Source organism: Lederbergia galactosidilytica (assembly GCF_017873565.1).
In the GTDB taxonomy this organism is placed as follows: domain Bacteria; phylum Bacillota; class Bacilli; order Bacillales; family Bacillaceae_C; genus Lederbergia; species Lederbergia galactosidilytica.
Map to the genome: position 1 here is coordinate 263,476 of NZ_JAGGKH010000001.1, position 24,264 is coordinate 287,739.

A 24,264-nucleotide genomic window follows, 5' to 3' on the forward strand; every position below is an offset into this window, starting at 1 on the left:
ATAAATTATTGTCGTTTATCGTAAAACATTCCATCCAAGCTATTTGCTGCCGCATAAGGATTAGAATATAAGTTAATAGATTTCTTTTTTCGGTCTAATGTTTCGATATCTTTCTGAATAATTTTTAAATACTGATTTAATAAAGTATTCATTTCTTGATCACGAGCAAGTAGTTTTTTTCCTATCTCTTTCTCTTCATCTGAGTAGGGAGCTTGAAGTTGCGCAAAAAAAGTCGAGCGTTGTTGTAGTAAACCTTCTATTTTTTCTATAGTTATATCTCTTTGATCATCACTGGTCGTTCGGGCCAATACGATGATTTCTTCTGTAAGAGCTAAACATTTTTGTAGATCATTCATTAAATGCCACTGCTTCCTGCTGCATGTTGATGTTGACGATTTAATTGGATCGCTTGCTTCCAAGTATCGCGAAATTCCTTAATCATTTCTTCCACTTCAGTGAGAATGTCAATATCATTTTTAATATTCGCCTCCATTAAGCGGCGATTCAGATAATCATAAAGAGACATCATATTCTTTGATATCGGTAATTCCATATTCAACGTGACCATTAGCTCATTAACAATATTTTGTGCCTTTTGGATATTCGTATTCTTTTCTTCGATTTTATTTTTTTCCAAGCCTACTTTAGCCAAATTTATAAATTTTAAACAACCATTGTATAACATTAATGTTAACTCACCTGGAGCAGCCGTTGTTACGGCATTTTGCTGGTAAGTTTGATATGGGTTTGCACTAGCCATTTTTACACTCCTCTAAAAATCAAAAATTGATCCTTAATAACCACCAAATTGCTGCATAAGATACGCTGATTGTTGATTTGCCTGTTGAATGGCTCTTTCCATAGCGGTAAATTGACGCCAATAACGCTCTTCCGTTAATTTCAGTTTATCTTCAAAGCGATCGATACTTTTATCAACACTTATCAATTCCCGACCAAGTGTGAACTGTTGATTCGTTGAAGTAGCACGACCAGCTTTTTCCTGTAACTTTTTCATTGAAGCATCGACTGTATCGTAGAGCCTATGAACAATTCCTTTTCCTGCCTCAGAGTCATTGCCACGGAATAAATTTTCAACCGATTCTGGATCCTCTTCTAAAGCTGCTTTTAATTTCGCCTCATCGATCTCTAATTTTCCACCTTCAAGATAATTCGCTGTCGTTTTAATACCAATACTTGCCAATTGCTTAAAAATACCATTTGTTTCAACTGTGCTATACATATCCATTCTCATACTGGACAATACACCGGATAGCACCATATCCCCTTTTAAGAGACCGCTGCGCGCCATTTCTTCCCATTTTTCCTGTTGCTTTTCGGAAAGCTCTTCCCGTTCATCATCAGTCAATGGCTTATAATCACGGTATAAAGGTTCATTTATTTTATCGCTGATTTCTTTAATTAATGCGTTATAATCTTCGACAAACTGTTTAATATTTTCAAAAACCTGCTCTGTATCATTTCCAACAGAAATCGTTGCAGCCTGCTGATTTGAATCTGCGCCAAATGTTTGCTTTAACGTAATGGTTACACCACTCATATCGAAAGTGTTGGAACTACGTTCGGTTTCAAGGCCGTTGATCGTGAACTTGGCGTTTTGGCCGTCATCGACTATCTGATTATCAAAGTTTAGGATATTGGTCATGAAATCACCATTTACCTGAATATCCTTTTCTCCATCGCCAAATTTCCCTGTTTCTTTACGGGTTAATGTCACTTGATCTGTGAAGGAATCATAGAACATCGTGACTCCTGCAGAGGACTCATTAACTTTACGGATGACACTGTTTAAGGTGTCTGTGCCCGTCATAAAGATCGTTTCATTTACTTCACCTTTTGAGGTATGGGTGTTAATGCCGAAGGAAGCATAGTCTTGTGTGAAGGTGGCTGTAATTTCGGTATCCTTAATCTCTTTTTCTTCCGCAAAAGTGATCACACCTGTATCAAGATTTATTTCACCGAGGACATCGTCACCACTCTTCAGCTTATTACCTTCTGTAACACTATATGTTTGTCCATTATATTCAATTTTAACCGAACCTGTATTTAATGCCCCTTTTCCCAAACTCCATGTTTTGATAGGGTCTTCTCCAACGGTCTTCGATGTCGTTTTTTCATTTACAACATAATTAATTTTAACTACACTGCCATTTGCTGGTTTGACATTTTCACCAAATACTAGCGTACCATCACTTTTAACAAGAACCTCATCCGCTTTATGGTTAGTTTCATCAGTTGTTATTTTCACAGCACGTCCATTTACAATAACATTTACTTCCTTTAAATCACCATCAAATTTAAATTCAGGCACGTTCCCATCCTTATCAACTGTTAATGTTTGTGATTCTACAACACCTTGTTCCCATTTGAATCCATCAGGTAGTTGGTCCTTCAGACTCTTTGTCGGGTCAAACTTTCCATCTTTCCCAGTTATTCCCCCACCATTCACCATCGTTGCCGCTTTAGCAAGATTCTTCACTTCTGTAATCGAATACGATGCCTGTGCTGCACCACTAGAAACAGTAGCTGTAACAAATTGCTCATTCGATGATGAGACTGTTCTTGAACGGTAATTGGTTGTTAGTTTTAGTTGTGCAAGTTTGTCTCGAAAGCTAAGTAGTTCGGTGTTGAGTGCGCGGCAATCATCTCTTTGCCACTCTAAAATTTGTTTCTTTTGTTTCAGTTTGTCGAGCGGTATGCTTTCTGCTCTCATTAAATCTTTCACAATTGAATCTATGTCCATTCCACTTGCCAAACCGGCAATTCTCATCTATCTCACTCCATCTAAACTTTATATTTTCTTATCGACCATAATGCCTATATACTCGGTCATCGCCGCAAACATATCTAATAATTTCTTAGGCGGTATTTCTCTCACCACTTCATTTGTTACTTCATCAACAAGGGTGACATAATATTCATTTAATTGATCATGAAATTCAAATTTCAAATGAGTTTGTGGTGAAGCTTTAAGGAATTCATTCATTCCATTCACAACATTTGTTAAATCTTCTTTTGATAAGGAAGAATGAACTTTCATCGCTTGGTCCTTTGCACCTAATTTTTCTGTTATTTGACTTGTTAGTGCTGTTTCTTCAAGTTTCCCGATCATACTCCCACTATGTGTTGATGTGGATGAGAGACTTGTCCCTATTTGTCCTGACATCACTTTACTCCCTTTCACACATTGGTTTATTTACACGTTATATCGGCATAAAACGCCTTTTGTTTATAGATCATCTTTACTAAGTTTTATGACTATCGCCTATTTTCGCCTCGTTTTTGTGCCTTTCTTTTAGGCAAGCATACTATGCAATGGGAGATATTTGGGTATTTCTCTCCATTTAAATTCAAATAAATAGGAGGTTCCCTTATGAATCACTTGCAATATCCTGTTGAATATCATGATTACTTTAGTAATGCGGACGATCGATTAATAGGCCGTCCATTTGGATTTGGTAGGCCCTACGGTTTTAGGCCAGGGTTTGGACGACCATTTGGATTTGGCGCTCCATTTCTTGGAGGCTTTATAGGTGGTTTAGCACTAGGTTCCTTAGCACAGCCATACGCTTATCCTTATTACCCTGTTTATCCATATGGGGGCTATTATTGGTAATCACCTGTGAAGATAAGCAAAGATTTCCCGGGAAATGGCAGATTTTGTTGAAGCTTGTAAATTATTCTCCATATAATTTACAATATAGGTGAAATTACGTTTGGAATAATTTATTTGTGAATGGGTATACCAAGAGGGAAGGAGAATTTCATAAAAAGGAGTGACCTTCATGAAAGGTAAAGCGATTATGGCTACTGTTGCTCTTGGTGCTGCTTATCTACTCAGAAATGAAAAATCACGCAATAAACTCATGAATCAAGTTAAGAATATGGCTTCAGGTATGAAATAATGTTTAGCATATCCGTCTATTTTTTGTCTGACGGATATGCTACATTTTTTGTCTCCTCCCACCAATGACAAACATCTTGGTAACGCATTGGTTTTGAAAAATAATACCCTTGTAAGATCGGCGTTCCGATCTGTTGCAAAATTTCACATTGCTCCGCAGTTTCTACTCCTTCACAAACCACTTTCAATTTCAACATATTGGCAAGATCGATAATGGACTTGGCAATTCTCATGCTTACTTCATTTTGTGTAATATCTTGAATAAATTGTCGATCTATCTTAATTTCTTGAACAGGAAAATGCTGGAGATAATGAAAAGCTGAGAAGCCAGTACCAAAATCATCAATACTTACCTGAAAACCATATGTTCGTAAGGCTAAAATTCGCTTCTTCGCTACTTCTAAATCTTCTATCGCTACATCTTCAGTAATTTCAATAATTAATTGCTCAGCTTTTACATCATATTTCTGTAAACATCTTTCCAAAAACGGTTGGAAAGATGGGGCTAGAAAGTGTCTAGATGAAATATTAATCGAAATAGTTAAGGTATCTTCACCTTGTTTTTTCCAATTCTCTAATTGATTAAATGCTTGTTCGATTACCCATTCTCCAATTGGAAAAATAAGACCTGTGGATTCGGCCAATTCAAGAAAAGATCCTGGCATTTTCACCCCTTCCTCTGGATGATGCCAGCGTATTAGTCCTTCCAAACCTATTAACTTTCCAGTAACTGAGTCCACCTGTGGTTGGTAATATAATTCGAACTGTTCTTGCTCAAGCCCTTTTCTTAAACTCATTTCTGTAAGGAAATTTTCTTTCATTTTCTGCGTCATTTTATTGTTATATTCAATCTTTAGATCACGAATCAATATTTTATTTTCTTGAGTAAGTGCGACTTTTGCTTTTTCTAGACAATCTTCTACTGTTTTACCATGATCTGGAAAGGTACAAATCCCATAGCTGCAAGTAATATAAATCCCCTGATTATATGCATTAGTTGAAAGATTTAGAGCTTGAGTCAATTCTTCCATAAACTTATGTATTGGTTGTTTCAAAAGCTTATCTAATAGAAACAAGCTAAAAAAACCATCGTCATTATGACATGCCATACCTATTTTACTAACAGTCATTTGCAAGCGCTGTCTCACGATGTTTAGTAATTGTTCTGCTTGGTTAACTCCGAGCACATCTCTCATTTCAATAAATTGATCTAGTTGAAGATAAATTAAATAGGCCTTTTCATTTCTTTGTAAATCTCTTCCCGTACGGTTAGCTAATCCAAGGAAGTCGACATAAGGATACAAACCCGTTACATAATTAGCTTTTCCCGTCTTTTCGTTGTGAACGGTTTTGATCTGAGTTAAATCCATATAAAACACATCCTTATTCAGTACTTCCTACCTTATATCGGTAAAATTTCGACAAATTTTACCTAGTTTCTAGAGAATTTTAGAAAACGCTCACTTCTTTACTGTTACTCGATGAATGATGTGCTATACTAAACATGAAATATAGCAAAGGAGTTGAGCTTTTGGAGAAATTACGATGGGGAATTTTGGGAACAGCCAGTATCGGCAAACGTTCAGTTATTCCTGGAATTCAAGAATCGACAAGCAATGAAGTAGTCGCTGTCGCTAGTCGGTCAATGGAAAAAGCAAGTGATTTTGCTAAAGAGGTTGGAATTCCACATGCTTATGGAAGCTATGAAGAGTTATTAGCGGACCCTGAAATTGATGCCGTTTACATCCCACTCCCAAATCATTTACATAAACCTTGGACCATCAAAGCTGCGCAAGCTGGCAAACATATCTTATGTGAAAAACCAATTGCTCTTAATGCTGATGAAGCTAAGGAAATGGTTACTGTTTGTAAAGAGGAAAATGTTTTATTAGCTGAGGCCTATATGTATCGGCATCAGCCTCGCTATGAGGATATCAAAAGTCGTATCCAGGCGGGGGAAATTGGCGATATCCGCGGTATTCATGGTGTCTTTACTTTTAACAATGCAACAGATTTTGAAAACATCCGTTATACGAAAGAATGGGGTGGCGGTTCAATCTATGATGTTGGCTGTTACCCAATTAGTGCCGCGCGGTTATTATTAGATGAAGAACCACTTGCTGTCACAACCCAAGCTTTTTTCTCGCAGAAACATGGTGGAGTCGATATGATGGCCTCAGGTTTAATGGAGTTCTCCAATGGAGTGGCTTTAACTTTTGATTGTTCTATGTGGGCTTCTGGTCGCAATGAGCTTGAAATTTTAGGCTCTGATGGCCGAATCATTTTGAAAAACGCCTTTCTTGGAGATCAAACGTATCAAATTGTAAAAGGCGATAAAATCGAAACGATTCAACAAGAAAACAAAAACCCTTATGCTTTACAAGCAGATGACTTTGCTGCTTCTGTCTTGAATGGAAAACCATTAAAATTTTCGTATGAAAACCTTATCGCTGGAATAAAATCTGTTAAGGCAGCACTAGATTCCGCTGAAAAAAATGAAAGAATTATTTTGTCATAGAAAGGAAGACAGCTTTATGAAAAACATTCGTGTCAATGGGATAGACAAAGAGATATCCAGTCTAGTAATGGGATCAGACTATTTCGCTCCAGAAAAAATGGAACAAGTAACTGAAGTTTTAAATGACTATCTTGAAATCGGTGGCAATACAATTGATACCGCTTTTATCTATGCTGGTGGGAAAAGTGAAGAAGCGATTGGTATTTGGATGGAAGAAAATAAGCGTCGCGATGATGTGATCATTTTAACTAAAGGTGGCCACCCCAATGCGAAAGGACCACAAATCAATAAACAAGCGATTGATAATGAATTAAAGATTAGTTTAGAGAGATTGCGTACTGATTATGTAGAATTATACGCTCTCCATCGTGATGATCCCAACGTACCTGTTGGTGAAATTTTAGAAATTCTTAATGCTCACGTAGAAGCAGGACGTATTGGGGCATTCGGTGGATCGAACTGGTCTTTTGAGCGTCTTCAAGAAGCAAATGATTATGCTGAAAAACATGGATTAGTTGGCTTTAGCTTTAGCAGTCCTAACCTCAGCCTAGCTAAAGCACAGGAACCTTATTGGGCTGGCTGTGTTTCAGTAGATGATCAAATTATGTCATGGCATGAAAATAGTCATATGCCACTATTTTCATGGTCATCACAAGCACGTGGATTTTTCACTGGACGTTTTACACCAGAAGACCGTTCAAATGAAGATTTAGTTCGTGTTTTCTATAACGATGAAAACTGGGAGCGTTATCGCCGTGCTGAACAGCTAGCAAAAGAAAAGGGAGTTGAAACGATTCAAATTAGCCTTGCTTATGTATTGAATCAAGGATTCCCAACAGCCGCTATTATTGGACCACAAAACAAACAAGAAATGGTTTCTTGTCGTCAAGCTGCCGATATCCGTCTTACAAAGGATGAAATTGAGTGGCTTGACTTGAGAAAATAATAATTAAATTTGAGTTTCAATAGACCAACGTGTTATCCGTCTCAAAAGAAAGAAGCTAATGACCTACTAGGAAAGAGGAAATTAGCTTCTTTTTAATGAAATTGATTTGGTTAACGCTTTTTTCTCGTCTCCGACTTTTCAGTTCCTTTCCATTCAATATGAACGGGTTGCCATTCTCCATTTTCGTAATACCACTCTGTTTCAACAATCCCAAGTTGATCCGCATGGTAGGCTCCACTAATCTGTCGATAGCCTTTAAGCCCGTAACCATCTTTCCCCTCTATTTTGATTACTTCGAAAAAAGCAATCGGATCAATCATTAATTCTGTTGGTTCATTTAGCTGACCATTTTTTTGATATAAACCAATCGAAATATAATCCTTCCTTCTGTTCCATAAATCCAGTATTATCGGCTTCTCTAATCCTGGAATTTCGATAACAGCGACAAAATCTTGATCAAACTGGCCTTGGATTGCTAATGGAGTTGGAAGAGGAATTTCTTTTATCTCTCCTCCCTTTGCCGTGTGCAAAGCATAATTATAAAGCCCTCCACTTCCTCCTGTCGCACTGGAATATAATATATCTTTCACACCATCATGATTGAGATCCGCAAAATCTAACTTTGGCTCGTAACCACCTTCATAATCAATTTTGAGTTTCTTCCCTTCGGAAGTGGTAATTTCTGCCCAGACCTTTTCATAATAAGGCGAATCTCCTTTAAACGGAAGGCCATAAACCATGATTTCATCCAGTTTTCCATCTCCTGTTACATCATACTTATATTCTAAGATGGCCTTGGATTGCTCGGCTGCACTAGTCGTGAAGGAAAAAGTAAAGAGACCGACAAACATTACAAGAACACATACCAATTGCTTTTTCAAAAAAATCCCTCCAATCAATGGGTCCTATTAATAGATTTCCCTAATTAGAAAGATTTATGAAGAGCAACACGACCAGTATGCAACCAAGTTTTGATTACATACATTTATTAAGGATTGGACAAAAAGCAAACTTTCGGACTCTTGAATGATTGCAAAACTGGCTCCATTCGGAAGGCCAGACAAACTAAAAGGGATCCGACAAAACGGACCCCTTACCCATTTTTTATCCTAGTTACTCCATAACTCAACTGTATCTTGAATGATTTTGGTGAATTCCTCTTCCGCTTCTTCTACTCCTGCTTTTTCTAGGTCTTTCATAAATGTCTCCCAAATAGTATCAAAATCATCTGGATTCGCAAGAATGGCTTCTGGAATTCGTTTAAATGTTACATCTAACATTCTTTGATTTTTCACTTCAAGATCAGAACCACCAGGGATTGGAATATTATATGCTGCTCCCCATGGTTTTTCATCAAATTCATCCATTTGTGGATATAAATCTTTCCATAATTCTACACCATACGCTTTCAGTACTTCTTTTTCGACATCTGTTTGATTTTTGATTTGTTGTTCACGTGTAGCTACTGTATATGTTTGGCCTGTTGAGTCTAAAACACCATCCCCATAACGAGGTGCAAGTCCCGCAAAATTATAGCCAATTCCTGTTTCCTTGGCAAAGTTTTTATTATTATTGCGATATTCCCATACATCCTCTGGAATCACTCGTTTTCCATCGACAATTTCATAATGCTCTCCTTCAAGACCCCAGTTCAACATAATTTGGGTTTCTTCTGAAACTAAATAATCGATGAATTTAATGGCACGAACTGGATCTTCACAATCAACGGAAATACCGATTCCCCAACCTGCTTGGAATCCTGGACTTTGGTATACATGGGATTGATATTCTTCACTCAAGGTAATTGGATACATGCCATACATTCTATCTAATTTTCCCTCATCACGTAGAGCATTTTGAGCTTGCCCAACCATATAGTCTGGAGCAATAGTAGCTAATGCACGACCTGTGGATAGTTTAGATAAAAATTGATCATCCTTTTGGACAAAAGATTCTGGATCTAGTAGGCCTTCAGCATTCATATGGTTATACCAACGGAATACTTCCTTTTCAATTGGACGACGATAATGAAGGGTTGCTTCATAAGTATCAGGATCTATATAATACTCCCCATCATCTCCAGCACCTGTCATCATAAAGCCACTGTTAAGAGTTGATGCTTGAAAACGCCAACCATCTGATTGTAAGGTTAATGGAATGGTTGGTTGTCCATCAATCTCAGGATGTTTTTTGGAATATTCGCGAAGCACATTTTCTAAATCTTCAAGTGTTTTTAATTCAGGATAACCTAATTCTTTTACAACTGCATGTTGAACAAGTGCTCCATAGCCTGGATACATTGCTTGGTTATCAACCGCAGCGTTCGGAATAATATAAATCGATGAATCATCCTTACTCCATTTTAATCGATTCATATTATCGCCAATCATTTTCTTCAAGTTTGGTGCATGTTCTTCAATAAGTTCAGTAAGATCTATCAATGCACCTGCATCTACTAATGTTCCAGCCTCACCCTTTGGTAGAATCATATCTGGGTATTCTCCGCTTGCTGCCATAAGTGCAATTTTTTGTTGCCCACCATCAATATCAAATTCTGGTTTCAATGTTACGCCAGTATCTTCTTTTATCTTTTGACCAACTGGGCTTTCCATCTTTTCCCAATCCGCATTTGCATCAGAGCCAAACAGCGTTAAGGTAATTGGTGCATCCTCATCTCCTGATGATGAATTGGACTTTTTTGAAGTTCCTTGCTCTGAATTAGAACATGCTGCTATAAAGAACATGAAACTGACAATAAATAACAAACTAAAAGTCTTCTTAAAAGAACTCATCCCTTTTTTCCTCCCCTTTTATATATTGTATCAACAGATAAATCTGTTTTTACCTCATTCATTACTGCTTAACAGCTCCTAAAGTCATCCCTTGAATAAAGTATTTTTGTAAAAATGGATAGACTAAAACAATCGGCACAACGGTCACCATCGTGATCGCCATTTTGATTGAATCTGGTGACACCATTTGCGACTGTTGGGCCGCATTCGGGCGCATTTGATTAGCGTTCGCATTTCCACTCATAGTTGTATTTTCAAGAATTTTCATCAATTCATATTGTAGAGTCGTTAAATTTTCATTCATACTGTTATATAAATACGTATCAAACCAACTATTCCATTGTCCAACCGCAACAAATAATGCAATTGTCGCTAAAACAGGTTTACATAAAGGTAAAATAATTCGGTAGAAAATTGTAAAGTCATTAGCGCCATCCATTTTCGCCGATTCCTGTAAGGAAAACGGCAATCCATCCATAAAGGAACGAATAATAATAATATTGAAAGCACTTACTAATCCTGGCAAGATATACACCCAAAAGGTGTTCATAAGGTGCAAGTCACGGATTAACATATAGCCAGGAATTAAACCACCGGAAAAATACATTGTTAAAACGATTACAGTTGAAACAAATCGACGTCCCTGAAAATCAGTGCGACTTAATGTAAAAGCCACCATTGCTTGAATAAAAACACCAAACAGGGTTCCCACAACTGTACGGAGCACTGAATTTCCAAAACCAGTTACTAAATTTTCGTACTTAGCAATTTCTAGGTAATTATTGAACGTAAATTCTCGTGGCCATATATAAATTCCACCTCGAATCGTGTCAGTTGATTCATTTAATGAAATAGCTAACACATTTAAGAAGGGATATAGCGTGACGATCATTAAAATAATTAGAAATAAATAGTTGAAAATATCGAATATATAATCTTTATAAGTTGATTTATTTAACACTCTTTTCGTCGCCATGATTTCCCCTCCCTACATGACACTTTGATTGGAGTATCGCTTAAAGATCCCGTTCGCAAGGAATAAAAGGAAAATACTTACAACCGAGTTAAAAATGCCAATCGCTGTACCATAAGAAAATTGCCCTAATCCAATCCCATAATTCAGTGCATACAACTCCAACACTTCGGAATAATCCACAACGAGCGAATTTCCTAACAGCATTTGTTTCTCAAAACCAATACTCACTAAATGTCCTATATTCAAAATCAAAACTACTAAGATGGTAGGTCGAATTCCTGGTAAAGTAATATGCCACATTTGCCTTAATCTACTTGCTCCATCGACTTTTGCCGCTTCATATAGTTGAGAATCTAGGCCGGCAATTGCCGCCAAAAAGATAATGGCATTCCAACCCATTTCTTTCCATAAATCGGCCGCCGTAACAATCCCCCAAAACCAAGTCCCTTCTGCCATAAATTGGAAGGGTTTATCAATAAAGCCAAAATTTAAAAGCAAGTCATTGACAATCCCACCATCAGTAGAAAGCATTTTTGTTACAATTCCGGCTACAACGACCCATGAAACAAAATGCGGTAAATACGTAATTGTTTGCACTGTTCGCTTAAATAAACTATGACGAACTTCATTCAATAGCACCGCAAAAATGATGGGAACAACAAAACCGATCGTCAAACCTAGCAAACTCATAGCTAATGTATTTCTTAATGCTAAATAAAACCTTTCATCACTTAATAGCGCAATAAAATGTTTCAATCCAACCCATTCTTGTTCGGAAAAAGCACGGCCAGGTCGAAAGTTTTGAAAAGCCATTGTCCATCCCCAAACAGGCAGATAATTAAAAACAAATACCCATAAGACAAAGGGAAGTGACATCAGATATAATATTTTTTGTGAGAAAAACCTCTTCCAGAAATGGCGGTTTTTTTCTTTTTTATTCACCTTTGAATACGCTTTCCCTTTTACCGTTTCCATTTGAACCCCCTCCTAATCGGTAACTTTATTTTACCTTTTTTATAAAGCTAAAAGTACCGTCATAATTAAAGTAAAAATCATATAAAAATGTCAGATCCTAATCTTGGGATAAAAAAATAATCATCCGCAGATGATTATTTCCCAATCAATTTCCTTTTTCGATATTCTGATGGAGGAATGCCAACATACTTCTTAAATTTACTATGAAAATAATCTACATTCGCATAGCCAACTCTTTCGGCCACTTGATAAATCTTTAAATCCTCCAATAATAGCTTTTTACTATTTTCAATCCTTATCTTATCTAAATACGTATTAAAATATTCTCCTGTATAATCTTTGAATAACTTTCCTAAGTAAGCCCGATGATAATGGAAGGTTTCCGCTAAAGTATCGAGTTTAATATTGGTATGGTAATGCCTTTCTATTAAATGGATCATTTTTTTGACAATTAAATCTGAATCTTGCTGATCCATCTGTCCGATTATTTCTGAAAAAATTGAATCGATATAAGTGATTAATTGTTTTATGGTCGATTGCTTCTCAATTTCGATTACTTTCTCCATTAGATTGGTGAATGTATCAGTCAACTCTTGGTAGTCGGAGATTAATTTATTAATTAGCGTAGAAATCAGCTGAATAAAATTCTTTTTAATTGATTCCTCGGATGGATTTTCTTGCATCCACTCCTCCACCATTTCTAGGCAAATCTTCTGGACGGCCTGCTGATCACCCAATTCAATCGAATAAAATAGTACCTCCACTTGCATTTTGAGTGATTTCTGTTCTTTTTGTTTCTTTTCTTCGATTGTCAATAGAGGTTTTGATTGTATGGTTAAGATTTGGTCTTGCTCATAAAAAAATCTATTAGCGAGTAGTTGTTTAGTTATTTGGTATGCTTTCGCTATCTCTTCTAAACTTTCAACTGGTTCAGATAATGCCGCCGTATATTGATTTGACTGATGAAATACCGACTTTTGCAGCTCGTTATGCAAATCATCTTGGCATGAATCCCCATCAAATACAGCAAGTAAAAATTGTTGATAGGTACTTACAATTGCGGATTGTCCGTTGGAAAAATAGACTTTTAATAATTGCTTTTTGCTTGGTAAATCTATAACATTTTCTAAAGTAATTAGTAAGATACGGTAATTTGACCACCGAAGTTTCTCAAAGAATTTGTATATCCCCGCGTCAATCTCTCCCCTTAAGAGACTTTCTATCATTCTTTCTTTGTTTTCATCTTCCAATCTATCTTTCAGCTGTTGATAAAGCTGAGCTTGTTCCCATTTTAATTTTAACCTAGCTAAATAATCCATTAATTCCTCTTCTAGAATTGGCTTTAATAAATAGCCTTCCACCCCAACAGAAATGGCACTTTTGGCATATTCAAATTCCGCATAGCCACTTAAGATAATAAAATGAACAAGGGGATCTTTTCTTCTTATTCTTTCTATTAATTCAATCCCTGTCATTCCAGGCATTTTGATATCGACAATCATAAGATCAGGTGATAGCATCTCATGCAACTGGAGCGCCTCTTCTCCATTTTTTGCCGTTTCCACCTGGCTAATCCGATATTCTTCCCACGGAATAAGAGCGGCCAAACCTTCTCGTATCGTTGGCTCGTCATCCACAATCAATACCTTAAACAATTTCTTTTCCCCTTTCCAATGGGATTAAAAATGATATTGTGGTCCCTTTATCTAAAACACTTTCAATTTCCAAGCCAGCTGACTCACCATAAGTTAGTAAGAGGCGCTGATGTACATTTCGGAGGCCAATCCGAATACCTTCTTTTTCCTCATTCTCCGCTAACATTTGTTTGATTTTCTTCAATCTCTCCTCATCAATTCCTTTCCCACTATCCATAACAGCAATATATACTCCCACCGAAGTCCATTTGCTAGTAACAGATATTTCTCCTCCTGTTGCTACGTCCTCTATTCCATGTATGACCGCATTTTCCACAAGTGGTTGAATAATTAATGGCGGTATTTCCAAATCATTTGTTCGTGGATCAATATGAAGGGTGTAATGAATCCGTTCCCTATATCGGAATTTCTGAATTTCAAGATAAGATTGGATGACGCTAATTTCACTGCTTAGCTTGACTTTACCTGTGCCAACTTCAATACTATTTCTCATTAGTTTCCCCAATAATTTTACAACTTGGGCAATTTCCCTTTCGCCATTCAAACTAGCCCTCATTCGTATGGATTCTAGGGCATTAAATAAGAAGTGGGGGTTAATCTGACTGGCCATCATTTTAAACTTGATATGATTTTGTTTCTGTTCCATCAGGCTTTTCTGTTTATTCGATTCTTCTATTTCTTGGAGAAGTTGTTTCGTGTTCTTTGCCATCATATTTAATTGTTTTGAGAGTTGTCCAATCTCATCTTTTCCATCCACCAAAATAGTGTGATCAAAATTTCCCTTTCCCACTTCATTAATCTGTTTGCTCAACGTCAATATTCGCTCTGATAACCATTTGGAGAAATAGTAGATTAAACATAAAGCAATCAAAACACTAATGGTGACAACGAATAAGCCCATTCTTCCTAGATGATTTGCATTTTCAACGATCTCTTTGTTCGGAATAACTGAAACAACCCTCAGCCCATTCGAACTATGATCTGGCGATATTTCTTCTATAAAAATATAGGATGGTTCTCCGTTAACTTTTCCTCGGAATGTTCCGATTGGCTCTTCTAGCTTTTGTTTCGAGTCAATCATTTTGCTAAAGGATTTTGTTGTAAACTCAGAATGATTCGTGGCAATAATATTATTTTTATCGTCAATAAGCATCATGGGAGATGATTCCTGAGATAATATCAGATCTAAATGATCTGGGTTGACGCTGATAACTAACATCCCATATGTCTTAAAATCTAAAAAATCAATGCGGCGAACTAAACTAATATATTTTCTATTTTGCTTGGTTTCATCTTCAATATATGTCCAATTTGCCAATCCTTTTCCTTTCTTTGCATTGGTATACCAAACTGATTTCACCATTTTTTCCGTGATCGGGATAATTTGCCAATTATTTAAAAGAGTAGGATTTTCCATATAAAAACGAATACTCGAGATTTCCTGTGGGTAAGTTTTCAAATAATGATCAAAGGTAGAATAATTTTTATATGCTGCTACAACATCATACGTATACTGATATTCCGTGTTAACGATTTCCTTTAAGCGCTGATCATATAAAATATTATTGGATAAATACAATGGGATTTTTAACGTTTCCAAGGTTCTTTTTCTGACACGATCAAGATTAGCTGTTTCTTGTTTGACAGCATCTGTTAGAGCCAACTGTTTTAATTCATTTGTTAAATAGCCCCCCACAATCATGACAGGGACAAAGACAACAAATACAAAAGAGAAAAATAGCTTATTTCGTAATTTCATATCGTTTAACATCTTCTTAATAGCTAGAAGCTTCATCGATCTTCCTCACATTTCCTTTGGTGTCTAATGATGATTTCTCGCAATATGAAAAAAGCCTTACATGATATTTTCCTAGATAACCATTCTTGATAACGCTATCATTTTTTTGTTACTTAAAGCATAACCTTATCATCTCCTTTTAATTAAGTGTAAGCTATTTTTGGTAAAAAAGTAACAGGGTTTATGCTTCTTTTTAAAATAAAAACGTAAAGATCAGGGGCTGAAGGGCAAGCGCGAAATTCAAGTAAGCTTCACTTAATACCATCATTCTTTCAAGAATCAGCCATCCACCTAAAGAATGTTTGCGACATTAGCGCTATAATAAGAGTAAGCTCAATTGACCGAAAGGAATGAAATAATATGGGGTATGTCGAGGATTTAAGAAAAATAGTCGGGCATCGGCCTTTAATCCTTACAGGCTCAATTGTGATTATTTTAAATAACGAGCATGATGTTCTTTTACAACAGCGAAAATATCCTTATGGTGTCTGGGGATTGCCTGGTGGATTAATGGAATTAGGCGAATCAACAGAAGAGTGTGCACGGAGAGAGGTTTGGGAAGAAACAGGCCTCACGATTGGGGAGTTAGAATTAATTAATGTTTCCTCTGGACGAAATCATTATGTGAAAGCACAAAATGGGGATGAGTTTTATGTAGTAACGATCGTGTATATAACAACAGACATCATTCAAGGAACACCTCAAGTTCATGACGACGAATCACTACAGATTAAATATTTTTCCCTTCACCGTTTACCAGATAATATGGTCGGCAGTCATCGCAGAGCTATTAAACATTATCTTGATCACAGTTAAAGCGGTTAGAGCAATTCAATCCAGCGATTGAATTGCTCTTTTTTAATTTGAAAGACTGCGGCAAGGAGCGGTTTGCTTTAATAAACGGATCGGTCTCAAACGCTAAATTCTTTTCTAGTCTTTTTTCCGAATTTTTTCTACTTCATCGGCAACGAATTGTACCTGAGTGCCAACGATGACCTGAATATTATGAGGACCCACGATGTTAATTCCAGGAACTCCGGTTGATTTTATTTTGGTTTGGTCGACAGCGTCCATATCTTTTACTTCGACACGTAAGCGCGTTGTACAATTTTCAACAGCTGTGACGTTTTCGTCGCCACCAAGTCCATCGTAAATCACTGTGGCCATTTTAGAAAAACGATCTTCTCCTTTACTAGAAGCTGTTTCTTTTTCAGGCATTTCCGTTGTTTCCTCTTCTCGTCCAGGGGTTTTTAAATCAAATTTCGTAATTAAGAAACGGAATAAGAAATAATAAATGACTCCAAAGACCAAGCCTTGCAACAACAGCATATACGGCTGATTAGCAAGCGGGATACGTAAACTTAAAATGTAATCGACAAGCCCAGCGCTGAAACCAAAACCAGATGTCCAATGGAAAAAGGCAGCGATACCGAGTGATAATCCCGTAAGAACGGCATGAACTACATAAAGAGCTGGTGCTAGAAACATGAATGAAAATTCAAGTGGTTCCGTAACCCCAGTAAAAAATGAAGCAAATCCTGCAGCCATCATAAGTGAAGCAGCTTGTTTCTTTCGCTTTGATTTTGCCGTATGATACATAGCAAGTGCGGCCGCTGGCAAGCCAAACATCATAATTGGGAAAAATCCAGCTTGGTACATTCCGGTAATGCCTTTAACTCCTGTACCATCGCGGAATTTACCAATATCATCAATCCCAATGGTGTCAAACCAGAAAACGGCGTTTAAAGCATGATGAAGTCCAGTTGGAATTAATAAGCGATTGAAGAATCCGTACAAACCAGCTCCAACAAATCCTAATTTACTAATCGCTGTTCCAAAAGCAACTAACCATGAATATACAACAGGCCAGATGAAAAACAAAGCAGCTGTCACGACCAACATAGCAACAGAAGTCATAATGGGCACTAGTCTTTTACCACTAAAAAACGCGAAGGCATCTGGCAATTGGACATGACTGAAACGGTTATACATCTGAGAAGCTACAATCCCTGAAAGAATACCAATAAATGCATTTTCAATATTTTCAAACGCAGGATCGACAGCTTCTTCCTCCACCCCTTGAAATAATGCTACCGATTCAGGAGAGAGCAAGGTTTTCACAACAAGGAATGCAACTAATCCACTTAATGCTGCTGAACCATCCTTTTCCTTCGACATCCCCAAAGCCACACCAACAGCAAATAAGATGGGGATATTATTAATAAGTGATTCACCAGCTTTCACCAAAAAAGCTGCAATGACATTTCCTGATCCCCATCCAGTCGGATCGATCCAATAGCCAATTCCCATCAAGATCGCAGCGGCAGGCAGCACAGCAACGGGTAACATAAGAGAACGCCCAAGGTTTTGCAGATATTTCATCACATCTTTAACCTCCTCACATTTATAGATTCTCCTGTAACCGTGGCACTATTAGCAAAATCGCGTAAAAAACTATTACTTATATGATTTATGATTCAGAAGTTGTTAATATAACCGTTTCTCCTGCAATGGCTTTCCCTTTGCCGACAGGCTTATATCCATCCCCATCTTCATTAGCTTTTGTCATAATAATTGGCGTCACACTACTTTTGGTATGTGAGGCAATATAATCCCAATCAACTTCTAAGAGTGGTTGTCCTACGGTAATCACTTCATCCATTTTTGTTAAGACCGTAAAACCTTCTCCTTTTAAAGACACAGTCTCCAAACCTACATGAATCAAAATCTCTGTGCCATCTTTCGCTGCAATGCCGAGTGCATGCTTCGTTTCCGCAATTAATATAATCTTGCCATCTACCGGTGCGACAATTTGTCCTCCTGATGGTTGGATTGCGATCCCTTCCCCCATCATCTTCTGGCTGAAAACTGGATCAGGTACTTCTTCTAATGGGATTATCTCTCCGGCAATAGGTGCAACAATTTCCCTTTTCTCTTTAGCCTCTTTTTTAAATAACTTTTTAAACATGGTATGAGTCTCTCCTATCTTCCTACTTTATTCTTTCTATTCCGCAACAGATGGAATTAATCCTTTCTTAATATGCTTCCGGATGATTTTTTTACCCTTTCTTTATCAGAAACTACCGCGAAAATTACTAATAAAATCATTGATCCAAACAATTCCTATTGAGATAATCCACAGAACAGCTGGAATAGCAAAACTCTTTACTGCTAGCAACCAATGAAAATTTTTCTTTTGTTTTAGTAAAATTCGATCCGTAACAAAAAACAAGAGTGCAGCAGCTAAACTAAATGGCAGAAGAACAAGCCCAAAAACAATATGTAAAATGCCAGAAACGACTATTTCTTTTATCTTATGGCTGCTTTTTTTCGCAATAAACTCCGCTATTTTATCACTTACAATCGAAGTTAATACACCATAAAACAAAATGACAGGAAAGCTATATATTAAATAAACATTTATGATCGTAAGAGCCGAATAAAAATAAGGATGAACTTGCTCGCCAAAGGGATTTGGCGAAACAAATCCTAATAATATGGCAAATACAGCTCCCGATATTGTCGCCGCAATTATTTTCCTCACGAACATTTTCTCGAACATTTTCTTTCCCTCCTTTCATTATATTTTATTATAAACCGCATACTTAAATTTAGAGTTAACTAAAAAAGCAACCGCCGCTTAACTAACGGCCGGTCGCTTTTAACTTGAACCATATTTGGAAAATGATAAAAAGAAGTATGTTTGGCGAATGGACGAATTGCCAATTCCCAAGGTGACATTTCTTGAGGTGTTAAGGTGGATTGTTTGTAGCGCCACTATGTATGAAAAAAGCCTTTACGATGAATCTTCGTTATAATTCTTTCCACAAGTTTATATGTAGTAAAGAAAAGTCCAATTCTATTACACAGTTAATCTCTTTCTTGTTTTTCAGAAACCAAATAAAGAATTTAAGATCTTTCACGACTTCACTGAAGGTAAGGATCCTGAAGTGATTTTTCGCATGATATTGTAAGTATTGAATGAGTACTTCCTCGCGAATAAAAGATAAGTATAATAGATCTGTATATTCATATAAAAAATGAAATAGCCGATCTAATATTTTTTGTTTTTCTGGTGGAATTCCCAAATCATCAACTCTAAATTGCGACTGTAAAACATCAAATCTTGATAGCTCTTGCAATGACACTTTTCACCCCTATGTCCGTATGTTCAAACAATAATCATTTTAAATATACATATTTTTCCAACTATAAACATTATCATCATACGCTAAGAATCTTCATTTTTCAACTTATCTTCCCTAGAGAATAATGTTTTATTTTTTCTGCGGAAAAGAGGCGAAGCTACACAAAAAGATTTTCACCATAATTATTTTTGTGTAATTACTCTGATTTTTTAATATGGTTCCGATCCATCCACCTAAACATCCCCATTCATTAAAAGTTTAAAGAAAGAATAACAGGACATTTATCATTATAATCTACGACCTATAGTATTGTGCCTAGTGAATGATTGGAAAATTAAAAACAAATAGTAATAGCAAAAAAATCGAGGAAATTAGTAATGTTACTACCAATTTCCTCGATTTCATAAATCAGCCTTTAAGATCAATGTTACCACCTAAATGTGGTTCGGCAGCATGTTGAACCGCCGAAACATTTGTCGATTGCAATAATGTTTTCAATGCCTCTCCTTGTTGCCCCATCATTTCCATCGATTTCTTGGTGAGCAAAATTGAGGCCTGTTGCTTAAGCTGTGTCTGGTTTAAAGCCATTGATAAGCCCGCAATGTCCAAACTCTCTCCTCCTTTCTACTAATTAAAATGGATTATCGATCGAAGTTTTTTCCCAGTGAACTGGCTTCCTCGTACGTTTGTTGAACATAATCTACGATAGTACCTTGTTCATCACTTAATTGCGTCAAGGATGCATGCAACTCTTCTACAGCTGCTGTGCTTTCTTCCACGATCGAGGCAAAATCATTGGTACGTTCTTGAATCGCTTCACTATTATTTGCCACAAATTCCACTTCTTGTAAAAGTTGCTCTAGTTTTCTTTGTAAATTATTCATAGAACCTGTGATCTCTTTAAATGCGGTATCTGATTCATTCGTCAATTCCACTTGAGTATGAAGTTGCTTCATCCCATCATGTAATTTAGTTACAGCCATTTCATTCGAGCGATTGACCGCATCCAAATTAGAATCAATTTTTTCCAATGTTTTATCTGTTAATCCAGCAAGCTTGCGAATTTCTTCAGCTACAACGGCAAATCCTTTTCCATGCTCTCCAGCTCTTGCAGCTTCAATGGATGCATTTAAGGACAGCATATTCGTTTGTACGGTAATTTCCCGAATCGACTCAGCAAAGGAATTGGTTTCAGCAATTTTTTCTGTTAAGTCTTGGAAGGTAGCCATTAGTTGATTAAAAAATTGAGAAAATGCTTCAAATTGCTCTTTCATGATCTTCATTTTTTCAACTCCATCACTAGCCGTCGTTCCACCCTCATCTGCTTCAGTAACAAGCAGCTTAACATTACCTTGCATTTTTTTGACCAAATCATTCGTAGCCTCTGTAGTCCCGGCAATTTCTACAATGTGATCAGCTTGACTTCGGCTTCCTATACTAACTTCCTCTAAAGCCGTCAACATTTCTTTCTGCGAAGCCACCGAAGTATTGGCATTCCCTTGGATTTGTTGCAGATTCCCAGTAATCTTGATGAATGCTTGATTTAACTTCGTTGACCAGTTTTCTTCAAATCGCATCTTCTCTTCCGCTTCAGCTACTAACACTCCCAATTGCTTTGACAATTTCCTACTTTGATGAACCGTTGCAGCAAACATAACAGAAGCTAAAAAGTGAATTAATAGTAAATTCCCCGCTTGGTTATCTGTTAATTGGAAATAGGCCATTCCGATCGTTACTGAGCTCATTAGATAACCGTAAATAAATACACCAAAGGAACCTGGTATACTCGCAAAAATTAATATTAGAAAGGATAAAGCAATCGTAGCGACACTTATTCCTCCTAGAAAAATGGTCGCAAGCACCATAGAAGAAATTAAAGTCACAACGATATAAGGGAAAATTTGTTTGATCATATCAACTCGTTGACTTAAGAAAAACAATCCAATTAATAGAATCAAAGGAATGGCAAGCGATAACACAATGACTAAATACGTATCAAGGAATATTTGTCCAATCAGTCCTACTCCTAAGATTAACCCACAGGCAATGCCCATGATCGTATTTTTCCTATTGCGGTCCGCTATACGAACTTGTTCTAAATTCATAATTAATCGTTCCTCTCGGATATTTGCATCTTTCTACAGATAATATCGGATTGGAAAGCGATTTGTTTAGACCCGGAAAGTGTTAATAAAATAGCCTCTAGCAAAGTAGAAGATTTTGTTCATAAAAACAATGATGGGACTGGTATGAAGCAACGTCCCTTGTCCATCCGAAGTGAGCGAAGCCTGCCAGTTTTATGACTGAAGTATGCTTCTATCATTGCTCTAGTACAGCTCCACCTTTTTTCCATACAAAACACCCCAAAAGTAGATTTTTAACTCTAACTTTTAGGGTGCAGCACCTAATTGCACTCTTTTTGCAAGAGAATGTCCTCATTTTTTATTGTTCATTCTTCTTTTTAATGGTCTCCGTAATTTTCTCATTCCCTTCTTCCACAAACTCCCAATACTTCTCGTTGCCACTATTAATGCTTTCCCAATATGCGTCACTACCAATATCGATCGCAAACCAATATTTGGCACCACTATAATCGATGGACTTAAAATACAAATCATTTCCAATCGATGAGTTCTCCGTCTCTTCCAAGCGCGATTTTAAATATTGTGAAGCTTGTTTCATCCGTTCTTTTTCTTGATTACTTTTCTTTTTCATACTCTCTTTTGTCTCATTTGCGAGCTTTTTCTTTTCTTCCTTTAATTCATGGGCCTGTTTTTGACCAGCTCGTTTCCATTCCTGCCATGCCTTTTGAATTTCTTCATACTGTGCTTTTAAATATTTTTTCAGATCTTGCTCAGAATCGACATAAGTAAATTCGCCATTCCCTGCAGTAGCCACTTCTTTTAACAGTTTCTGCCCTTCATTATCCACATCAAAGCCAATAATATTAACAACCGTTTCGATATCAGCTGACACTAAATCCTCAGCCGCTTTGACTGGGTCCCCCCCACAGGTTTCAATGCCATCACTCACCACATATACAATCACGTCATCCGTGTTTTCTGGAATATCTTCTTTCACAGTTTCTAAGGCAAGCCCAATCGGCGTCCAACCAGCTGGCTTGATTTTATCTAGTGCCTTCTTAAATTTACCATTGTCAAAATTTCCATTATAAAAGTTCTCTGTACTTGTGCATGATAATTCTTGATCTGCATCACTTCCAGAACCTTTATGACCATAAACCCTCATGGAAATGGTCGCATTTTCTGGAATTTGTTCGGCAAACTCGAAGACAGCCTCTTTAGCTGCATCCATACGATTTTTGTTTCCAACCATAGCTTTCATACTGCCGCTAGCATCAATCAAGATCGCATAATGCGCTGTTTTGATACCTGGATTCTCAACTGTTTCATCGGGACGGGCAATATCTACTTCAACATTAGGATCAAAACGAAGTAACGTTTCTAATTCTTCATGATAATCCTCTGTTAATAAATATTTCAGTTCATCAAAGTATTGTTCGGCCGTCAAATCATCCGGCAATTGGTCGATCGCTTCATTCACTTTCACTTCATCATAATCATCCCCACTATAAATCCCTGGGTAACGCAGCATTTCATTTTCAAGTTCAGATAATTCGCGCCCAAGATTTTCAATTTCATAATACTCCACCTCTTTAGGCACATACTCCTTGGATTCAGTTCGTCCACCGGTTTCCTCTTCATCCTCTTTCGCTACCTCTTCAGTAGCAACATTCTTTTTCGGCTCCGCGGATTCCGCATCCTTTCCCGCACAAGCTGTCAAAAGTAAAATGGCCATCAACCATATAAAATAAGATTTCTTCACACCAAAAACCCCTTTTTAAAATCAATCCTCCCTGTATCATATCGAAAACCTTCATATGCATGAAGTGACTGATTAACTAGTCACTTATGACTACCTCGCAGGTTGCGAATCTGTCATGGGGGATTTCGGGGCTTCCTCTCTGGATTGCACGACTTTCATGTCGTATTGCGCAACTTCCCCTCTGGACTGCGCGACTTTCATGTCGTATTGCGCAAACTCCCCTCTGGATTGCGCGACTTTCATATGACATTGCGCAACTTCTCCTCTGAATCGCGCGACTTTCACTTGGTATTGCGCAACTTTTATGCGCAATTGCGCGACTTCTCCTCTGAATTGCGCGACTTTCACTTGGCATTGCGCAACTCCTCCCTTATTGCGCAACTTTTATGCGGTATTGCGCAACTTCTCCTCTGGATTGCGCGACTTTCATATGACATTGCGCAACTTCTCCTCTGGATTGCGCGACTTTCACTTGGCATTGCGCAACTCCTTCCTTATTGCGCAACTTTTATGCGGTATTGCGCGACTTCTCCTCTGAATTGCGCGACTTTCATATGACATTGCGCAACTTCTCCTCTGAATCGCGCGACTTTCACTTGGTATTGCGGAACTCCTCCCTTATTGCGCAACTTTTATGCGGTATTGCGCAACTTCCCCTCTGAATTGCGCGACTTTCACTTGCCATTGC

Annotated in this window: 22 protein-coding genes; 4 read left to right on the forward strand and 18 right to left on the reverse strand. The window is 37.3% G+C overall.

Going from position 1 to position 24,264, the window contains the following annotated elements:
- Positions 1-5: 5 nt before the first annotated feature.
- From fliT to flaG, 4 genes are read right to left on the reverse strand one after another with little or no spacing between them, the layout of a single operon-like run.
- A complete protein-coding gene (gene fliT / locus J2Z23_RS01170; protein ID WP_057983948.1) occupies positions 6-356 on the reverse strand; it encodes a flagellar protein FliT in 351 nt (116 codons plus the stop codon).
- Complete coding sequence (gene fliS / locus J2Z23_RS01175; protein WP_057983946.1) at positions 356-760, reverse strand: flagellar export chaperone FliS; 405 nt, start codon at positions 758-760, stop codon at positions 356-358. Before fliS ends, fliT begins: the two co-directional genes overlap by 1 nt.
- Positions 761-793: 33 nt before the next feature.
- Positions 794-2,788 (reverse strand): flagellar filament capping protein FliD, encoded by a 1,995-nt coding sequence (fliD, locus tag J2Z23_RS01180; RefSeq protein WP_209973004.1) that lies wholly within the window; start codon positions 2,786-2,788, stop codon positions 794-796.
- Positions 2,789-2,809: 21 nt separating this feature from the next.
- The gene (flaG, locus tag J2Z23_RS01185) at positions 2,810-3,184 is read right to left on the reverse strand and encodes a flagellar protein FlaG (protein WP_057994432.1); all 375 of its coding nucleotides are present in this window, start codon (positions 3,182-3,184) and stop codon (positions 2,810-2,812) included.
- Between the two features lie 207 nt (positions 3,185-3,391).
- Between flaG and J2Z23_RS01190 the strand changes: the two genes are divergently transcribed.
- The gene (locus tag J2Z23_RS01190) at positions 3,392-3,634 is read left to right on the forward strand and encodes a hypothetical protein (RefSeq protein WP_057983940.1); all 243 of its coding nucleotides are present in this window, start codon (positions 3,392-3,394) and stop codon (positions 3,632-3,634) included.
- A 305-nt stretch (positions 3,635-3,939) separates the two neighbouring features.
- Here the strand turns inward: J2Z23_RS01190 and J2Z23_RS01195 are convergent, their stop codons facing one another.
- Positions 3,940-5,292: a putative bifunctional diguanylate cyclase/phosphodiesterase gene (locus tag J2Z23_RS01195; protein WP_057983938.1), complete on the reverse strand. Its 1,353-nt coding sequence runs from the start codon at positions 5,290-5,292 to the stop codon at positions 3,940-3,942.
- A 161-nt stretch (positions 5,293-5,453) separates the two neighbouring features.
- Here J2Z23_RS01195 and J2Z23_RS01200 point away from each other — a divergent pair, with 161 nt between their 5' ends.
- Positions 5,454-6,440 carry a Gfo/Idh/MocA family protein gene (locus tag J2Z23_RS01200; RefSeq protein WP_238482550.1) on the forward strand — a complete coding sequence of 329 codons (987 nt, stop codon included), beginning with the start codon at positions 5,454-5,456 and terminating at the stop codon, positions 6,438-6,440.
- A gap of 16 nt (positions 6,441-6,456) precedes the next feature.
- Positions 6,457-7,386, forward strand: coding sequence for an aldo/keto reductase (locus J2Z23_RS01205; protein ID WP_064468651.1), 930 nt, complete (start codon positions 6,457-6,459; stop codon positions 7,384-7,386).
- A 110-nt stretch (positions 7,387-7,496) separates the two neighbouring features.
- Here J2Z23_RS01205 and J2Z23_RS01210 read toward each other — a convergent pair whose 3' ends face one another.
- From J2Z23_RS01210 to J2Z23_RS01235, 6 genes are all read right to left on the reverse strand, one after another.
- Positions 7,497-8,267, reverse strand: a complete 771-nt coding sequence (locus J2Z23_RS01210) for a hypothetical protein (RefSeq protein WP_057983932.1) — start codon at positions 8,265-8,267, stop codon at positions 7,497-7,499.
- Between the two features lie 228 nt (positions 8,268-8,495).
- Positions 8,496-10,178: an ABC transporter substrate-binding protein gene (locus J2Z23_RS01215; protein WP_057983930.1), complete on the reverse strand. Its 1,683-nt coding sequence runs from the start codon at positions 10,176-10,178 to the stop codon at positions 8,496-8,498.
- Between the two features lie 61 nt (positions 10,179-10,239).
- A complete protein-coding gene (locus tag J2Z23_RS01220) occupies positions 10,240-11,154 on the reverse strand; it encodes a carbohydrate ABC transporter permease (protein ID WP_057983928.1) in 915 nt (304 codons plus the stop codon).
- Between the two features lie 12 nt (positions 11,155-11,166).
- Positions 11,167-12,129 carry an ABC transporter permease gene (locus J2Z23_RS01225; RefSeq protein ID WP_057983927.1) on the reverse strand — a complete coding sequence of 321 codons (963 nt, stop codon included), beginning with the start codon at positions 12,127-12,129 and terminating at the stop codon, positions 11,167-11,169.
- Positions 12,130-12,263: 134 nt separating this feature from the next.
- Positions 12,264-13,784, reverse strand: coding sequence for a response regulator transcription factor (locus J2Z23_RS01230; RefSeq protein ID WP_057983926.1), 1,521 nt, complete (start codon positions 13,782-13,784; stop codon positions 12,264-12,266).
- Positions 13,777-15,579, reverse strand: a complete 1,803-nt coding sequence (locus J2Z23_RS01235; RefSeq protein ID WP_209973006.1) for a sensor histidine kinase — start codon at positions 15,577-15,579, stop codon at positions 13,777-13,779. The genes J2Z23_RS01230 and J2Z23_RS01235 overlap by 8 nt, the downstream gene beginning before the upstream one ends.
- A gap of 363 nt (positions 15,580-15,942) precedes the next feature.
- Between J2Z23_RS01235 and J2Z23_RS01240 the strand changes: the two genes are divergently transcribed.
- Positions 15,943-16,398: an NUDIX hydrolase gene (locus J2Z23_RS01240; protein ID WP_209973007.1), complete on the forward strand. Its 456-nt coding sequence runs from the start codon at positions 15,943-15,945 to the stop codon at positions 16,396-16,398.
- Positions 16,399-16,512: 114 nt separating this feature from the next.
- Here the strand turns inward: J2Z23_RS01240 and nagE are convergent, their stop codons facing one another.
- The 7 genes from nagE to J2Z23_RS01275 form a co-directional block, all read right to left on the reverse strand.
- Positions 16,513-17,967: an N-acetylglucosamine-specific PTS transporter subunit IIBC gene (gene nagE, locus J2Z23_RS01245; RefSeq protein ID WP_209973009.1), complete on the reverse strand. Its 1,455-nt coding sequence runs from the start codon at positions 17,965-17,967 to the stop codon at positions 16,513-16,515.
- An 85-nt stretch (positions 17,968-18,052) separates the two neighbouring features.
- Positions 18,053-18,550 carry a PTS sugar transporter subunit IIA gene (locus J2Z23_RS01250; RefSeq protein WP_057983918.1) on the reverse strand — a complete coding sequence of 166 codons (498 nt, stop codon included), beginning with the start codon at positions 18,548-18,550 and terminating at the stop codon, positions 18,053-18,055.
- A gap of 105 nt (positions 18,551-18,655) precedes the next feature.
- Complete coding sequence (locus tag J2Z23_RS01255) at positions 18,656-19,144, reverse strand: hypothetical protein (RefSeq protein ID WP_209973011.1); 489 nt, start codon at positions 19,142-19,144, stop codon at positions 18,656-18,658.
- 250 nt (positions 19,145-19,394) lie between these two features.
- The gene (locus tag J2Z23_RS01260; protein ID WP_209973013.1) at positions 19,395-19,730 is read right to left on the reverse strand and encodes a hypothetical protein; all 336 of its coding nucleotides are present in this window, start codon (positions 19,728-19,730) and stop codon (positions 19,395-19,397) included.
- A 408-nt stretch (positions 19,731-20,138) separates the two neighbouring features.
- Positions 20,139-20,339, reverse strand: coding sequence for a YjfB family protein (locus J2Z23_RS01265; RefSeq protein WP_209973014.1), 201 nt, complete (start codon positions 20,337-20,339; stop codon positions 20,139-20,141).
- Positions 20,340-20,371: 32 nt separating this feature from the next.
- Complete coding sequence (locus J2Z23_RS01270) at positions 20,372-21,835, reverse strand: methyl-accepting chemotaxis protein (protein WP_209973015.1); 1,464 nt, start codon at positions 21,833-21,835, stop codon at positions 20,372-20,374.
- Between the two features lie 337 nt (positions 21,836-22,172).
- Entirely contained in the window at positions 22,173-23,576 is a 1,404-nt protein-coding gene (locus tag J2Z23_RS01275) for a VWA domain-containing protein (protein ID WP_057983909.1), read from the reverse strand.
- Positions 23,577-24,264: the final 688 nt, after the last annotated feature.